12 protein-coding genes are annotated in these 13,540 nt (G+C 62.4%); 7 read left to right on the top strand and 5 right to left on the bottom strand.

What is annotated here, in order from left to right; translation table 11 throughout:
- Positions 1–1,016, bottom strand: a 1,016-nt coding sequence (gene bamA, locus FAZ69_RS22360; RefSeq protein ID WP_136897263.1) for an outer membrane protein assembly factor BamA, incomplete at its 3' end; no start/stop codon positions are given.
- 278 nt (positions 1,017–1,294) lie between these two features.
- Between bamA and FAZ69_RS22355 the strand changes: the two genes are divergently transcribed.
- The 3 genes from FAZ69_RS22355 to FAZ69_RS22345 all read left to right on the top strand — a co-directional run bounded on the left by FAZ69_RS22355 (position 1,295) and on the right by FAZ69_RS22345 (position 5,072).
- Positions 1,295–1,687 (top strand): hypothetical protein, encoded by a 393-nt coding sequence (locus FAZ69_RS22355; RefSeq protein ID WP_240702411.1) that lies wholly within the window; start codon positions 1,295–1,297, stop codon positions 1,685–1,687.
- 89 nt (positions 1,688–1,776) lie between these two features.
- Complete coding sequence (locus FAZ69_RS22350; protein WP_136897262.1) at positions 1,777–4,065, top strand: LPS-assembly protein LptD; 2,289 nt, start codon at positions 1,777–1,779, stop codon at positions 4,063–4,065.
- Positions 4,066–4,376: 311 nt separating this feature from the next.
- The gene (locus tag FAZ69_RS22345) at positions 4,377–5,072 is read left to right on the top strand and encodes a nucleotide-binding protein (protein WP_136897261.1); all 696 of its coding nucleotides are present in this window, start codon (positions 4,377–4,379) and stop codon (positions 5,070–5,072) included.
- A gap of 171 nt (positions 5,073–5,243) precedes the next feature.
- On the opposite strand, the gene FAZ69_RS22340 is transcribed toward FAZ69_RS22345, so the two are convergent.
- On the bottom strand, positions 5,244–6,152 hold the full coding sequence (locus FAZ69_RS22340) for a LysR family transcriptional regulator (protein ID WP_136897260.1): 909 nt from the start codon (positions 6,150–6,152) through the stop codon (positions 5,244–5,246).
- 138 nt (positions 6,153–6,290) lie between these two features.
- On the opposite strand from FAZ69_RS22340, the gene FAZ69_RS22335 reads away from it, so the two are divergent.
- Positions 6,291–7,055, top strand: coding sequence for an SDR family oxidoreductase (locus FAZ69_RS22335; protein ID WP_136897259.1), 765 nt, complete (start codon positions 6,291–6,293; stop codon positions 7,053–7,055).
- 70 nt (positions 7,056–7,125) lie between these two features.
- On the opposite strand, the gene FAZ69_RS22330 is transcribed toward FAZ69_RS22335, so the two are convergent.
- The 3 genes from FAZ69_RS22330 to dbpA form a co-directional block, all read right to left on the bottom strand.
- A complete protein-coding gene (locus FAZ69_RS22330; RefSeq protein WP_136897258.1) occupies positions 7,126–7,929 on the bottom strand; it encodes a hypothetical protein in 804 nt (267 codons plus the stop codon).
- A gap of 35 nt (positions 7,930–7,964) precedes the next feature.
- A complete protein-coding gene (locus tag FAZ69_RS22325) occupies positions 7,965–8,840 on the bottom strand; it encodes a lipid A biosynthesis lauroyl acyltransferase (protein WP_136897257.1) in 876 nt (291 codons plus the stop codon).
- 504 nt (positions 8,841–9,344) lie between these two features.
- A complete protein-coding gene (gene dbpA / locus FAZ69_RS22320; RefSeq protein ID WP_136897256.1) occupies positions 9,345–10,748 on the bottom strand; it encodes an ATP-dependent RNA helicase DbpA in 1,404 nt (467 codons plus the stop codon).
- A 344-nt stretch (positions 10,749–11,092) separates the two neighbouring features.
- On the opposite strand from dbpA, the gene FAZ69_RS22315 reads away from it, so the two are divergent.
- The 3 genes from FAZ69_RS22315 (at position 11,093) to FAZ69_RS22305 (ending at position 13,534) form a co-directional block, all read left to right on the top strand.
- A complete protein-coding gene (locus tag FAZ69_RS22315) occupies positions 11,093–11,959 on the top strand; it encodes a transporter substrate-binding domain-containing protein (protein ID WP_136897255.1) in 867 nt (288 codons plus the stop codon).
- Positions 11,960–12,049: 90 nt separating this feature from the next.
- A complete protein-coding gene (locus FAZ69_RS22310) occupies positions 12,050–12,772 on the top strand; it encodes an ABC transporter permease (protein WP_136897254.1) in 723 nt (240 codons plus the stop codon).
- A 12-nt stretch (positions 12,773–12,784) separates the two neighbouring features.
- Positions 12,785–13,534 carry an ABC transporter permease gene (locus FAZ69_RS22305; protein ID WP_136897253.1) on the top strand — a complete coding sequence of 250 codons (750 nt, stop codon included), beginning with the start codon at positions 12,785–12,787 and terminating at the stop codon, positions 13,532–13,534.
- The last annotated feature ends 6 nt before the right edge of the window (positions 13,535–13,540 follow it).

Below are 13,540 nucleotides of genomic sequence, written 5' to 3'. Positions count from 1 at the left end.
TGCTCCTGGTCGATCTGCGGCACCGCATTCACGGTCGCAAACGCGTAGCCGTATTCGCCGAGCTTGTCGACGATCGCCTTGGTCGTGCTCTTCAGCTTCTCGGCCGAGAAGCGCTCGCCCGGCTTGATCTCGATGAGCCTCTGCAGCTCGGCCTTGCGATCGAGCAGATTGCCCGCGAGCTGGATGCTCGAAATCGTGTACGGCTCGCCCTCATGCAAGGTCAGCGTGAGGTACATGTCCTTCTTGTCCGGCGAGATCGACACCTGCGTCGACTCGATGTTGAACTCGAGGTAGCCGCGGTTCAAATAATAGGAACGGACGTTCTCGAGGTCGCCCGTGAGCTTTTCCTTCGAGTACAGGTCGTTCTTCGTGTACCACGAGAACCAGTTCGGCGTGGACAGCTGCATCTCGTCGCGCAGCGTGCTCGTGCTGAACACGTTGTTGCCGGTGAAGTCGACCTGACGGATCTTCGCGCTCGGACCCTCGGCCACCGAGAACAGGATCGACACGCGGTTGCGGTCGACCGGCGTGATGGTCGTCGTCACCTCAGCGGCGTAGAAGCCGCGCGTCAGGTACTGACGCTTCAGCTCCTGCTCGGCGCGGTCGACGAGCGCCTTGTCGTAGTAGCGGCCCGGCGACAAGCCGACGGAATTGAGCGCCTTGTTGAGGTTGTCCTTGTCGAATTCGTGCAGGCCCGCGAAATCGACCATCGCGATGGCCGGGCGCTCGGCGACCTCGACGATCACCACGTTGCCTTCGGTGGCGATGCGCACGTCGTTGAAGAAGCCGGTGGCGTACAGCGCGCGGATCACGTCGGATGCCTTGCTCGCGGTAAACGTGTCGCCCTTCTTGACCGGCAGATAAGAAAACACCGTCGATGCTTCCATGCTCTGCAGCCCGGAGATCCGGATATCGCGCACGACGAAAGGCTCGCCTGCATACGCGGCCGGACTCGTTGCGGCGACGCCGGCAAATGATGCAACGGTAGCGACGACAAAAGCGCGGCGCACTGGCATGGATGTCCCTCATTCATACACGAGCCGCGAAGTATAGGAACTCGAATTGCGCCGTGCGTTACTGAAGTCTTTCCAAACTCGTGTCTGCCTTATCCTCCATTTCAGGCGTCTTCATGCCGTGCCGCATGAGGGCCGTGCAAGCGAGCGCTCATATGGCATCCGTGTGCGGCCAGTCCTCACAAAGAAATAAACGGTAGCGAAACCGTAACCCCCAGCAGCAGTCCGTCGGCCTATCGTGGTGAGCATCGCCATCATGTGCGCAAGCGAGGACATCTGACGTGAGCGAATTCAATCTGGTCGAAATCACTTCCATTCGCGGCATGGAAGTGACCGGCGACGGTCAATATCTGCTGATACGAGGCGACAGGAATACCGCCGCCATCCATAGGTCCGTGTTCAATGACTTGCTGGTCGGGTTGCCGAACGCCATCGAACGTTCGGAGCGGATGACGCAAAGGAGCGATGCGGTCCGGTTCGCGCTGCATTGTCAAGGCTGGGAGATCGGCCGCATCGACGGCACGCAGAACCTGGTCATTCGCTTCCGCCTCTCGGAAAACGCGGGGCTGTCGTTTTCGCTGCCCTGCTTTCAGGTGCCGGACATGCTGACCGCGCTGAGTGCCGCGGCCGGACTGTCTCAAGTCTCGCCGCAGCCGCAACTCACGCTGCAGTGACGTCGCCGCTGTGCTTCAAGCCTTCGTATTCCGCATTTGATTTGAACTTGCGCAACGCTTTGCGAGGCCTGCCCCTGCGGCCTCTCGTCATGTTTTTGTTTACCGCCCCGGGGCTCTGGCCGGCCTGCGCCGGCGCGCAGCTCACGGGCGACGCGGCCGGGCCTCAGCAGCTCGACGGTCCATGGGGATTGCGTCTTGCGCCCCAGATCGGCGAAGAGGCCTTGCGCCCCGGCGACCGTCCCGCCGTCGCCGCGATCGCCAATCAGGCGACCGGAACCGAGGATACGGATCTCTCGCTCAAGGGCGCGGCCGAGCTGCGCCGCTACGATTCGGTGACGACGGGTGCGAGCATCCACTACGACGTCGACTCCGATCTCGTCGACGGTTACGGCGACGTCCACCTCACGCGCAACGGCGAATCGTTCGCCGGCCCCGAAGCGCACTTTCGTATCGACGCGAACGAAGGCTACATGAGCGTACCGAAGTATCGCTTCGTCATGACGGGAGGCTGGGGCAGCGCGCAACGCGCCGATCTTCTCGACGCCGAACGCTCCGTCTTGCTCGACGGCACTTACAGCACCTGTCAATGCACGAGCCGCCCTGCCTGGTACGTGAAGGCGTCGCGCCTCGATATCGACAACGGCAGCAACGAGGCCGTCGCGCACAACGGCGTGCTGTTCTTTCAGGACCTGCCGATACTCGCGAGCCCTTGGCTGTCGTTTCCGCTTTCGGACGCGCGCCTCTCCGGACTGCTGCCGCCCACCATGTCGATCGGCTCGACCAACGGCGTCGATCTGGCACTGCCGTATTACTTCAACATCGCGCCGAACTACGACCTGACCGTCACGCCCCGCATCATGACGAAGCGCGGCGAGGCGCTGAGCGCCGACTACCGGTTTCTTACCCCGAGCAACACGGGTGAAATCGCGCTTACGTACTTGCCGAACGATGCGATCGCAAAGACCAATCGCTATTCGATCACGGTCAACGATCATTGGAATCTCGGCTCGGGCTTCGGCGCCTATGTGAACTACAACCGCGTATCGGATTCCGCCGTCGAGACCGACCTCGGGGCCGGCACGGTGTTTCCCACCAGCTCCACCACGCTATACCAGCAGGAAGCCGGGCTGACCTATGGCGACGGTCCATGGAGCGTGCTCGCGCGCGTGGAGCACTGGCAGTCCTTCTCGTCGAGCCTGCCATATAACCGCGAGCCGCAAGTCAACGTGCAATACAACCGCTACAACATCGGCGGTTTCGATTTCGGCGCCGAGGCCGACGCCAGCCGCTTCACCACGAGCACGGCCGACGCGACCCAAGGCAACCGCTTCGTGTTCAACCCGTGGATCGACTACGCGATCGTGCATCCGGGCTGGTACGTCACGCCGAAGCTGCAATGGCATTTCGCTTCCTACGACCTGACCTCGATCGGCAGCGACGCGCCGAGCGGTCAACCCAAGGTGTTCAACGTCAACGTGCCGACCTTTACGCTCGATTCGGGCATGACGTTCGAGCGCAGCGTGCGTCTTTTCGGCCAGAGCTACATCCAGACGCTCGAGCCGCGGCTTTACTACGTCTACACGCCTTACCGCAATCAATTGTTCGCGCCGGTCTTCGATACGGCGGAGGCCGATTTCGGCCTTGCTGAAATCTATACGCCCAACAGTTTCGTCGGCAACGATCGCATCGCGGACGCGAACCGCCTGACCGCCGGGCTGACCACGCGCTTCATCGATCCGGCGAGCGGCGACGAGCGCGCCCGCTTTGTGATCGCCCAGCAATATGAGTTCCGCACGCCGCGGGTGACGTTGGTGGATGATGAATCGATTGCCGACGTGGCGCGCACCGGCCTCATTCTCGGCGCGTCATACAAGATCGCCGGCAACGTGGCGGCCGAGCAGGCGGTTCAATACAGCGAAGCGAACGACGCCCTGACGCATGCCGTCGCCGGCTTCTCGTGGAAGCCGGCGCCCGGCAAGGTGCTCAATTTCGCGTATCGCTACACGCGCGCGACCGCCACGCTCGACGACGAGCCGGTGAATCAGTTCGTCGTGTCGTCGCAATGGCCGCTTGCACACAATATATCGGGCGTCGGCCGCGTGAACTACGACATGCGCTCGCATCACCTGATCGCGGGGCTGGCGGGACTGCAGTACGACGCGCAATGCTGGTCGGTTGCACTTGCGCTGGAAAAATACACCTATGAAACGAGCTCGAGCACGTTGGCCACGGGCACGCGCGTATTGATGCAGCTTCAATTGAAGGGGGTATCGAAGATCGACAACGGCTTGCTCGAGCAGTTTAAAGCCGACGTGCCGGGCTATACGTCTCCGGCTGCCGATACGGCGCCGCTGTCGCGTTTTTCGGATTATCCGTAGCGATGGTGGAATTGCTGCGGCTGGGGCAGGTGTCGAATAAGCCTCGAGGAAGGAAACCGCGAAGTGGTCCGACGCGGTTGGCGTACAACGCCATCGAGCCGATCCGTGATCAAGTCGAATTTTGATCCGGCCATGTCACGTCAACTGTCCTGTCATGATCGGCTGGCATGATGTGCCGATGCGGGTTCCGCGCGTACTGCGCCGTGGCGGAAGAAGAAAAGGCACACGAGCGAATTTTGCCCGGGTAGCCTATCCACAGATCAACCGCGCATGGGCGACAGGCCCAGCCAGGACAACAAGGATTCAAATACATGAGCTTCGTGCACTTTATCGGTGGGGAAAAAGGCGGCGTGGGTAAATCGCTCGTCGCCCGTGTGCTGGCGCAGTACTTCATCGACCGCAATTTGCCGTTTCTTGGTTTCGACACCGACCGCTCGCACGGAGCGCTGCTGCGCTATTACTGCGAATTCGCCGCGCCCGCCGTGCTCGATGGCCACGACAGCCTCGACCCGGTTATCGAGTACGCGCTCGAGCAAGCCGAGCGCCGCGTCCTGGTCGACCTCGCTGCGCAGACGCAGCAGTCGGTCTCGAAGTGGTTCGATGACTCCGACGTGCTCGGCATCGCGCAGGAAAACGATGTTGCGCTCACGTGGTGGCACGTGATGGACGCAGGCCGCGATTCGGTCGACCTGCTGCGGCAATGGCTTGATCAGTTCGGCGGCAAATTGCGTCTAGTGATCGTGCTGAACGAAATCCGTGGCGAGCGCTTCGAATTGCTGGAATCCTCCGGCGAACGTCAGCGCGCGGAAGCGCTTGGCGCTGACATCGTTTCGCTGCGCCATCTTCCCGACGCGACTATGCAGAAGATTGACCAGAAGAATTCGAGCTTCTGGGCGGCGACGCATCATCCGGATCGCGCGAGCACCGGTCTTGGCATGCTCGAGCGCCAGCGGGTGAAGGTTTGGCTCAACCGCGCTTATGAAGAAATCGACAAGGTCATGCCATAGGCGTCGACGTTCGGATACCCGATCTGAACAACCGGACTGACCGCTTGCTGCCTGCCGCCGAACGGCCATCGCTTGTCCGTGATGCCCGTTCAACACTTTGAGCACGTCGCAGGCGGTCGATGGCCGTTACGTCGCGATCGCCGACGCTTAAGCCACGTCACTCACGCCGTTTCACGCGTTGTCCCACGGCGGCAAACCCGAAAATGCGTCGACCAGAAAATCGATTGCCGCACGTACTTTGGCGCTCACGTGACGACGGCTCGGATACAGTGCAAGCACATCGATGTCCGGCAAGCGGTATTCAGGCAAAACTCTGACGAGCTTGCCCGTGCGAAGGTCGTCGCCAATCAGAAACGTGGGCTGCCAGATGATGCCTCGTCCGGCAAGCGCCGCCGCGCGCGCTGTATCGCCGTTATTGGTGTGCATGCGACAGTTGACCTGAACACGGTGATCTCTGCCGTTGCTGTCTGTCAGCTGCCAATCGTCCCCTGTGGCTGCATAGGTGTACCCGATGCAGTGGTGTCTGACCAGATCCTGCGGTATTTCCGGATACCCCCATTGGTTCAGATAGTCAGGAGAAGCGCACAGCACGTTTCTCGATGTCGCCAGTTTGCGGGCTGCGTGCTCAGTCGTGCCAGCACGCGAGATGCGAATGGCCAGATCGAAACCTTCCTCGACGATGTCGACAACGCGATCGATGAGCGCGATTTCAAGTTCGACATCGGGATATCTCTGCATGAACTCAGGCCACAGTGGCGCCAGATGCAGCACGCCGAAGCTGACAGGAGCGTTGATACGCAATCGTCCGCGCGGCTCGATCGACGTTCTTGACAGCAGCCCCTCCGTTTCGGCGACGTCTTCGAGGATAGTCCTGCATCGCGAATAAAGCGTGTCGCCTCCCTCGGTAAGCGACAACTTGCGTGAGGTGCGATTGAGCAGTCGGGTGCCGAGATGCGCCTCCAGTTCGTTCACGTAGCGGGTCACGTTCGCAGGCGAGGTGTCGAGCGCATCGGCCGCGCGCGCAAAGCTGCCCCGGTTGACCACGGTCACGAAAACCTCAAAGGCGCGCAGACGGTCCATACGACGTCCCAGTCATTCACAAAAGCTGAATGATACAGCCATCTTTTATGCCTTCCTGCAACAAGAAGCGAATCCTATAGTTCGCATCACGGAGCCGGGCATTGGGCATCGGTCCACGAATGAAGCTGGAGATTGAACATGCAACGCTTATCAGGAAAGGTCGCTATCGTCACGGGCGCCAGTGCAGGCATTGGCAGGGCTGCCGCCAAACTGTTCGCCGCGGAAGGCGCCAAGGTCGTCGTGGCCGCGCGCCGCGAAGCCGAGCTTGACACACTCGTAACGGAGATCGCGGGCGTTGGCGGCACGGCCGTGTCGCTGGCAGGGGACGTGCAATCCGAAGACTTCGCGAAAGCGCTCGTCGCACTCGCTGTCAGCCGGTTCGGGCGCCTTGACATCGCCTATAACAATGCGGGAACGCTGGGAGAAATGGGACCGTCCACAGGCATCTCGGAAGCGGGTTGGTCGTCCACATTGGCCACTAACCTGACGAGCGCGTTTCTGGGCGCCAAGTATCAGATCCCCGAGATGGTCAAGCAGGGCGGCGGGTCGATCATCTTCACTTCGACGTTCGTCGGCTATTCGTTCGCCTTCCCGGGAACTGCGGCCTATGATGCGAGCAAAGCCGGGCTGATCGGACTCACGCAGGCACTTGCGGCCGAATTCGGTCCGCAAGGTGTGCGCGTCAACGCAATCCTCCCGGGCGCGGTCGACACTGAAATGTATCGCGGCATGAATGACACGTCAGAATCGCAGGCATTCGTCACGGGCTTGCATGCGCTCAAGCGCGTCGCGAAACCTGAAGAGGTTGCGCGGTCGGCCCTCTATCTTGCTTCCGACGATTCGTCGTTCGTGACAGGTACGGCTTCATTGGTCGACGGTGGGGCTTCGATTACACGTACTTAAGCCTGTTTGAGGACAGCGTCCGCGGGGATATGCGGATTCCGACGACCGCGCGTTTCCCGGCCGATTTCGGTCAGGGCTTCGCATTGTCCGGCGTGGTGCTCCTGGCCGCAGCGAAGCGGCTTTGCACCGCGACGAGTTGGTCATCCGTGGTCGCTACCAACCACAAACGTGCCTGCTCCACGATGTGGCGGTTGTGGTCCTTCAACGGGCCCATAGCGGCAGCAGCCTTCCAGACCACTGGGCCGATCCGGCTTTTCCTGCCCGAGGGCGCGCCCACCAGCAGACAGTAAGGTCCAAGAGGAAGCGATACGAACGGAAGGGCCGGACTAGCGCGCACGCGCCAGTCGATGAAGGGCGCCTCGCCGATGAGCAGCGGTGTGGGCAAGCCGTAAAGCACACTGAAATCGTACAGCGCCAGTTGCTCCCGCATACGCGCGTAGATGCGCCGGATATCGTCGACAACCGCCGCGCGGATTTCATCCTCGAACATAGGCTCCTGCGCATAGCGTGTGAAGGCCTCCTGGGCGTCCCTCTGATATGCGCTGAACAGGCCGAGCTCCACGCAGTCCGCCACTGCGCGCTGGACCTCCACCGCAGTCCCGGCTTCTTCCGGCTTGCCCAACTGCGCGCCCTTCAAGAACCGGCCAAGTCCCGCCTCCTGGATCGCTGGACCATCCGCAGACGCATCGTCCTCACCGTCCTTATCGAGCGGCACGTAAATGTATTCTTCGTCCGCGAAGTGCGACTTCTTGCCTTCGTCAAACTTGATTTCGCCATCGATGCAGTCCAAATAGCGAGTACCGATCCGGCCATGCTCCCAAACCCAATTCTTCAGGAACGGACGTAGTGGATGCAGCCTGTCGTGATTAGCCATTGAACTCTCCAGGTGCCCAAGCGATGCAGTCGCGATCAGTAAACTGCAGGAGTGCCCGCCGGACGAGTCTTGAATCGTCGGTGCACCCAGTAATACTGTTCGGGAAAACGCGAGATCTGCCTTTCAAGAAACGCATTCATCGTGCACGCGTCGAGTGAATCGTCGCCCGACGGATAGCCTTCCAGTGGCTCAAAGATAGTCAGCCTGTACCCGCGGTACTCGGGCAACACTTCGGTGACGAAAGGCACGACGCGTGCGCCGCTCAACTTTGCCAAACGAGACACCGACGTCAGCGTGCATGCTGGAACGCCGAAAAGCGGTGCAAAGACCGAACCCGTTGTTCCGTGGTCCATATCCGCTGCCAGCATCACTGGAATGCCCGCGCGCAGAAGCCTGACAGCATCCCTCGCGCTCGAACTGCGCTCGATCATCTTCGCCCCAAACCGCCCGCGCTGGCGCTTCGCTAGAGCGCACAAGCGAGCGTTCGACATGCGGGTGTATAAAGCGGCAACCGGCAGGCGAGAGGAATAGAGCATGCAGCCTACCTCGATTCCAACGAAGTGAAAGCCCATGAAAATGGTGGGCGGCGCATCGGGATCGTCCAGCTCGATCTTGCTTTCCAGGTGCACCATCCGGCTCACCCAACGCGGGCTGCCGAACCACTGAAATCCGCGCTCCAGATAGCTGCGCACGACATGCTGGAAATGGGCGCAGGCGATGCGCTCGTGCTCAAGATCGGTCATTGCGGGAAAGCACAGCCGAAGGTTGGTCAAAACGATGTGCTTTCGGCGGCTCCGTATCACGTATAAGCCGGCTCCGAGACCGCTGCCCATTCTGGCAACCAGCGAGTAGGGGAGAAGTGACAGGAGTCGCAGTAAGGCAACAAGCATGCAATGGGCGGCAGTTTTCATATTCGATTCTGGACTGCACTGGAAATCGGAGGCCGCCTTGCTTAAGTCACGCGGCCATGCGTAGCCCAGCGAGCTGGTGACGCCGCACGAGCCGATAGACGATGGCGTCGAGTATGCTAACAAGCGCCATTAGCGAAGTCATCAACAACTTGAAATCAGTGCTGATGACACGGTGTCGTTCGGGTAACAGTTTGAAATTTTCCGGAAGGAGTGCAACGTTCAAGTCAGGGATCCTATCCGTTCATCGGACCGAGCGAATATCGCGGCTGCTCTAGAAAACGGAACGTGTTTCAAAGCTCGCGCCGGATGACAAGCTTTCCTCGCTCAACAGTCATCGCCTGCAATCACACGTTCGCGACTTTCACCGGCGCGGCAGAAAACTCTGCCGAGCTTGAAGGCTGCGATGCGCAAGCGCCCAACGCGAGCGCGCTCGTCGCGACAGCCGCCGCCGATGAAATGAAATGCTTCACGAAACCGTGCCCCTTGGTACCGGGAAAGGGTGGGTCACTGCGATTCGTCCATCAACCGGACCTTCACCTTCTTGCCTTTCAGCTTGCCCGCGTTGAGCTTGCGCAGCGCGTCGCGCGCGACGCTGCGCTCGACCGCCACGTACGTCGAGAACTCGGTGACGTTGATCTTGCCGATCTGCGCGCCGCTGAAACCGGCGTCGCCCGTCAGCGCGCCGAGCACGTCGCCGGGGCGGATCTTGTCTTTGCGTCCGCCGAGAATCTGCAGCGTTTCCATCGGCGGCAGCAACGGCTCGTCACTCGCGGCCTCGAGCTCGGCGAGCGGCTGCCATTCGACCTCGCGCCCTTGCGCCTGCTCGATGCCGCCGACGCGCCCCATCTCGTCCATGCTCGCGAGGCTCAGCGCCCAGCCGTCCTGATCCGCGCGGCCTGTGCGGCCGATGCGATGCACGTGCACTTCGGGATCGGGCGTCACGTCGACGTTGACCACTGCTTCGAGCTGCGCGATGTCGAGGCCGCGCGCGGCGACGTCGGTGGCGACGAGCACCGAGCAGCTGCGGTTCGCGAACTGGATCAACACCTGGTCGCGCTCGCGCTGGTCCAGCTCACCGTGCAAGGCGAGCGCATGAAAGCCCTGCGCGCGCAGCACGTCGAGCAGATCGCGGCATTGCTGCTTCGTGTTGCAGAACGCCAGCGTGCTCACCGGGCGATAGTGGTTCAGCAGCATGCCGACGGCGTGCAGCCGCTCGTCCTCGGTCACTTCGTAGAAGCGCTGGCGAATCTTGCTGTCGTCGTGACGCTCTTCGAGCTTCACTTCCTTCGGGTTGCGCAGGAACTGCTGGCTCAGCTTGGCGATGCCGTCGGGGTAGGTCGCGGAGAACAACAGCGTTTGACGCTCCTTGGGGCACTGACGCGCAACCTTCGCGATGTCGTCGAAGAATCCCATGTCGAGCATCCGGTCCGCTTCGTCGAGCACGAGCGTATTCAATGCATCGAGCGCGAGGCTGCCGCGCTCGAGGTGATCCATGATGCGTCCCGGCGTGCCGACGACGATATGCGCGCCATGCTCGAGGCTCGCCGTTTGCGGACGCATCGGCGTGCCGCCGCACAACGTCAGCACCTTGACGTTTTCCTCGGCGCGCGCGAGACGGCGGATTTCCTGCGTGACCTGGTCGGCCAGCTCGCGCGTCGGGCACAGGACCATCGCCTGCACGTCGAAGCGGCGCGCATCGAGCCGCGCGAGCAGCGCGAGCGAGAAGGCCGCGGTCTTGCCGCTGCCGGTCTTCGCCTGGGCGATCAGGTCGTGCCCCGCGAGCGCAATGGGCAGGCTCGCCGCCTGGATCGGCGTCATGGCGGCATAGCCCAGTTGCGCGAGGTTGGCGAGGGTGGCGGGCGAGAGCGCAAGCGCGCTGAAGGGTGTGGCGGTGGGTTCGCTGGTCATGTCGTCGTGTCCGATCGGTGGCGGCGATTCTAACGGATGCGCAAGCCGCGGCCGTGTGCCGGCTCGTTCGGGCCACCCCTTGGCGACGCTCGAAAATCAATGAGCATCAAATTTGTCTAGTCATTATCGTCAAATGACTAGACGAGACGCACCAACTTCGTGCCTGTTTTCCCCAGATCGAAGCGCGAAATGTCCCGTTTTTTAGGGGATTTCCCGCATTTTCCGGGTTCTTTTTTGATCACCCCTTGTGGTGCCGTTTTTCTTCTTGCATGCTTGTATAGACAAATTCCTGAGGCAACGTGCTTGACCGAAGGGATGGCGTCCTCAACGAAAGGAGAAATCACGTGAACGGCAAGCGCATCAAGTTGGCAATCAGGTCGATCGGCGTCGCCGCCGCGGTGGCGGCAACGCTCGCCGCACAGGCGCCGGCGCAGGCGAAGGAATGGAAGACGGTGACGGTCGCGCTGGAAGGCGGCTACGCGCCGTGGAATCTCACGCTGCCGGGCGGCAAGCTGGGCGGCTTCGAACCCGAGCTGCTCGCCAACGTCTGCGCGCGCATCAAGATCCAGTGCAACATGGTCGCGCAGGATTGGGACGGCATGATTCCGGGCCTGCAGGCCGGCAAGTTCGACATCCTGATGGACGCGATCTCGATCACGCCGGAGCGCGAGAAGATCCTCGCGTTCTCGCGGCCGTACGCGGCGACGCCCGCAACGTTCGCCGTCACCGACACCAAGATCATGCCGAAGGCGTCCCCGAGCGCGCCCGTGGTCAAGCTGACGGGCGATTCGGCCGCCGACAAGGCCACTGTCGACACGCTGCGCAAGCAGCTCAAGGGCAAGACGATCGGCATCCAGTCGGGCACCGTCTACACGAAGTTCATCAACGACAGCTTCAAGGACATCGCGTCGATCCGCGTCTACAAGACCTCGCCCGAGCGCGATCTCGACCTCGTCGCAGGCCGCATCGACGCGTCGTTCGACGACGTCACCTATTACGCGGCGAACATGGACAAGAAGGAAAACGCGTCGGTCGTGCTCGCCGGGCCGAAGATCGGCGGCCCGATCTGGGGGCCGGGCGAAGGGCTCGCGTTCCGCAAGCAGGACGAAGACCTGAAGACGAAGTTCGATGCCGCGATCGGCGCGGCGCTCGCGGACGGCACCGTGAAGAAGCTTTCCGACAAGTGGTTCAAGACTGACGTCACGCCGTAAATCGAACGGGCGTGCGCCAACGCCGCGCGGACGATGCGCGGCGTTGGCGTTACGGCCCGTGTCCGCTCAACGCATGCTTGGGAGACACGCATGGCGCTCATCCAACAACTAGGCTTCGGAAGCGATGGCTGGGGCAGCGTGCTGCTGCTCGCCGCGCTGATGACGGTCGCGCTGACGCTCGCCGCGCTCGCGGTCGGCGCGGTGCTCGGCGCGATCGTCGCGGCCGCGAAGCTCTCTCGTCACCGCAGCGCCCGCCTGCTGGGCGACGTGTATACGACCGTGTTTCGCGGCGTGCCCGAGCTGCTCGTCATCTACCTGTTCTATTTCGGCGGCTCGACGCTCGTCACCACGGTCGGGCAATGGTTCGGCGCGGAAGGCTTCATCGGCGTGCCGCCGTTCGTGATCGGCGCGCTCGCGGTCGGCATGATCTCGGGCGCGTATCAGGCCGAGGTGTATCGCGCGGCCGTGCTCGCGGTGTCGAAGGGCGAGCTCGAAGCGGCGCGCGCGATCGGCATGCCGACGTTCACGGTCATGCGCCGCATCATGATTCCGCAGGTGCTGCGCTTCGCGTTGCCGGGCATCGGCAACGTCTGGCAGCTGAGCCTCAAGGATTCGGCACTGATCTCCGTCACGGGGCTCGCCGAGCTGCTGCGCACGAGCCAGGTCGCCGCGAATTCGACGCATCAGTACTTCCTGTTCTTCGTTGCGGGCGGCGCGCTCTATCTGCTGATGACAGGCGTATCGAACCGCGTGTTCAACCGCGCCGAGGCCTATGTGGGCCGCTCGTTCCGGCGCAACTTCGCGCGCAACTGACGGGGAGAGGACATGTCCTTCGATTTCGACTTTCTCGCCGACACGCTGCGCCAGTTGCTCGCCGCCGTGCCGACGACGCTCGGCTTGTTCTTCTCGTCGCTCGTGCTGGGCGGCCTGCTGTCGCTCGTGATCGTGACGATGCGCGTCTCGCCGCACTGGCTGCCGAACCGCTTCGCGCGGCTCTACATCCTGATCTTCCGCGGCTCGCCGCTCCTGATCCAGATGTTCCTCGTCTACTACGGGCTCGGCCAGTTCGGCGTGATCCGCGAGAGCTTCATGTGGCCGCTGCTGCGCGAGCCTTACGCGTGCGCGGTGCTCTCGCTCGCGCTGTGCACGGCGGGCTACACCGCCGAGATCGTGCGCGGCGGCCTCATGGCCGTGCCCATCGGGCAGATCGAGGCGGGCTATTCGATCGGCCTGTCGGGCTTCGCGCTGCTGCGGCGCGTGATCGGCCCGATCGCGCTGCGCCAATGCCTGCCCGCGTATTCGACCGAGGCGGTGCTGCTCGTCAAGTCGACGGCGCTCGCGAGCCTCGTGACGGTCTGGGAGGTGACGGGCATCGCGCAGCAGATCATCCAGCAGACCTATCGCACGACCGAGGTCTTCATCTGCGCGGCGCTCATCTATCTGGCCCTCAACTTCATCGTCGTGCGCGTGCTCGGCGCGCTCGAATGGCGGCTTTCGCGCCACCTGCGCGGGCCGGCGGCATCCGCGCCGCGCGTGGCGGAATCCTCCAGCGAAGCGCGCCGCGTCGCGCCGTGACCGTAC

It is taken from the genome of Trinickia terrae, from assembly GCF_005144415.1.
GTDB lineage: Bacteria > Pseudomonadota > Gammaproteobacteria > Burkholderiales > Burkholderiaceae > Trinickia_A > Trinickia_A terrae.
The sequence above is the reverse complement of the archived record's forward strand: the minus strand, read 5'-3'. Positions and strand labels throughout refer to the sequence as shown.

Bases quoted from the DNA above. Each gene is read 5' to 3' on its own strand.
- FAZ69_RS22350 (WP_136897262.1), top strand. From the start codon at position 1,777: ATGTTTTTGTTTACCGCCCCGGGGCTCTGGCCGGCCTGCGCCGGCGCG.
- FAZ69_RS22345 (WP_136897261.1), top strand. From the start codon at position 4,377: ATGAGCTTCGTGCACTTTATCGGTGGGGAAAAAGGCGGCGTGGGTAAA.
- FAZ69_RS22340 (WP_136897260.1), bottom strand. From the start codon at position 6,152: ATGGACCGTCTGCGCGCCTTTGAGGTTTTCGTGACCGTGGTCAACCGG.
- FAZ69_RS22335 (WP_136897259.1), top strand. From the start codon at position 6,291: ATGCAACGCTTATCAGGAAAGGTCGCTATCGTCACGGGCGCCAGTGCA.
- FAZ69_RS22330 (WP_136897258.1), bottom strand. From the start codon at position 7,929: ATGGCTAATCACGACAGGCTGCATCCACTACGTCCGTTCCTGAAGAAT.
- FAZ69_RS22325 (WP_136897257.1), bottom strand. From the start codon at position 8,840: ATGAAAACTGCCGCCCATTGCATGCTTGTTGCCTTACTGCGACTCCTG.
- dbpA (WP_136897256.1), bottom strand. From the start codon at position 10,748: ATGACCAGCGAACCCACCGCCACACCCTTCAGCGCGCTTGCGCTCTCG.
- FAZ69_RS22310 (WP_136897254.1), top strand. From the start codon at position 12,050: ATGGCGCTCATCCAACAACTAGGCTTCGGAAGCGATGGCTGGGGCAGC.
- FAZ69_RS22305 (WP_136897253.1), top strand. From the start codon at position 12,785: ATGTCCTTCGATTTCGACTTTCTCGCCGACACGCTGCGCCAGTTGCTC.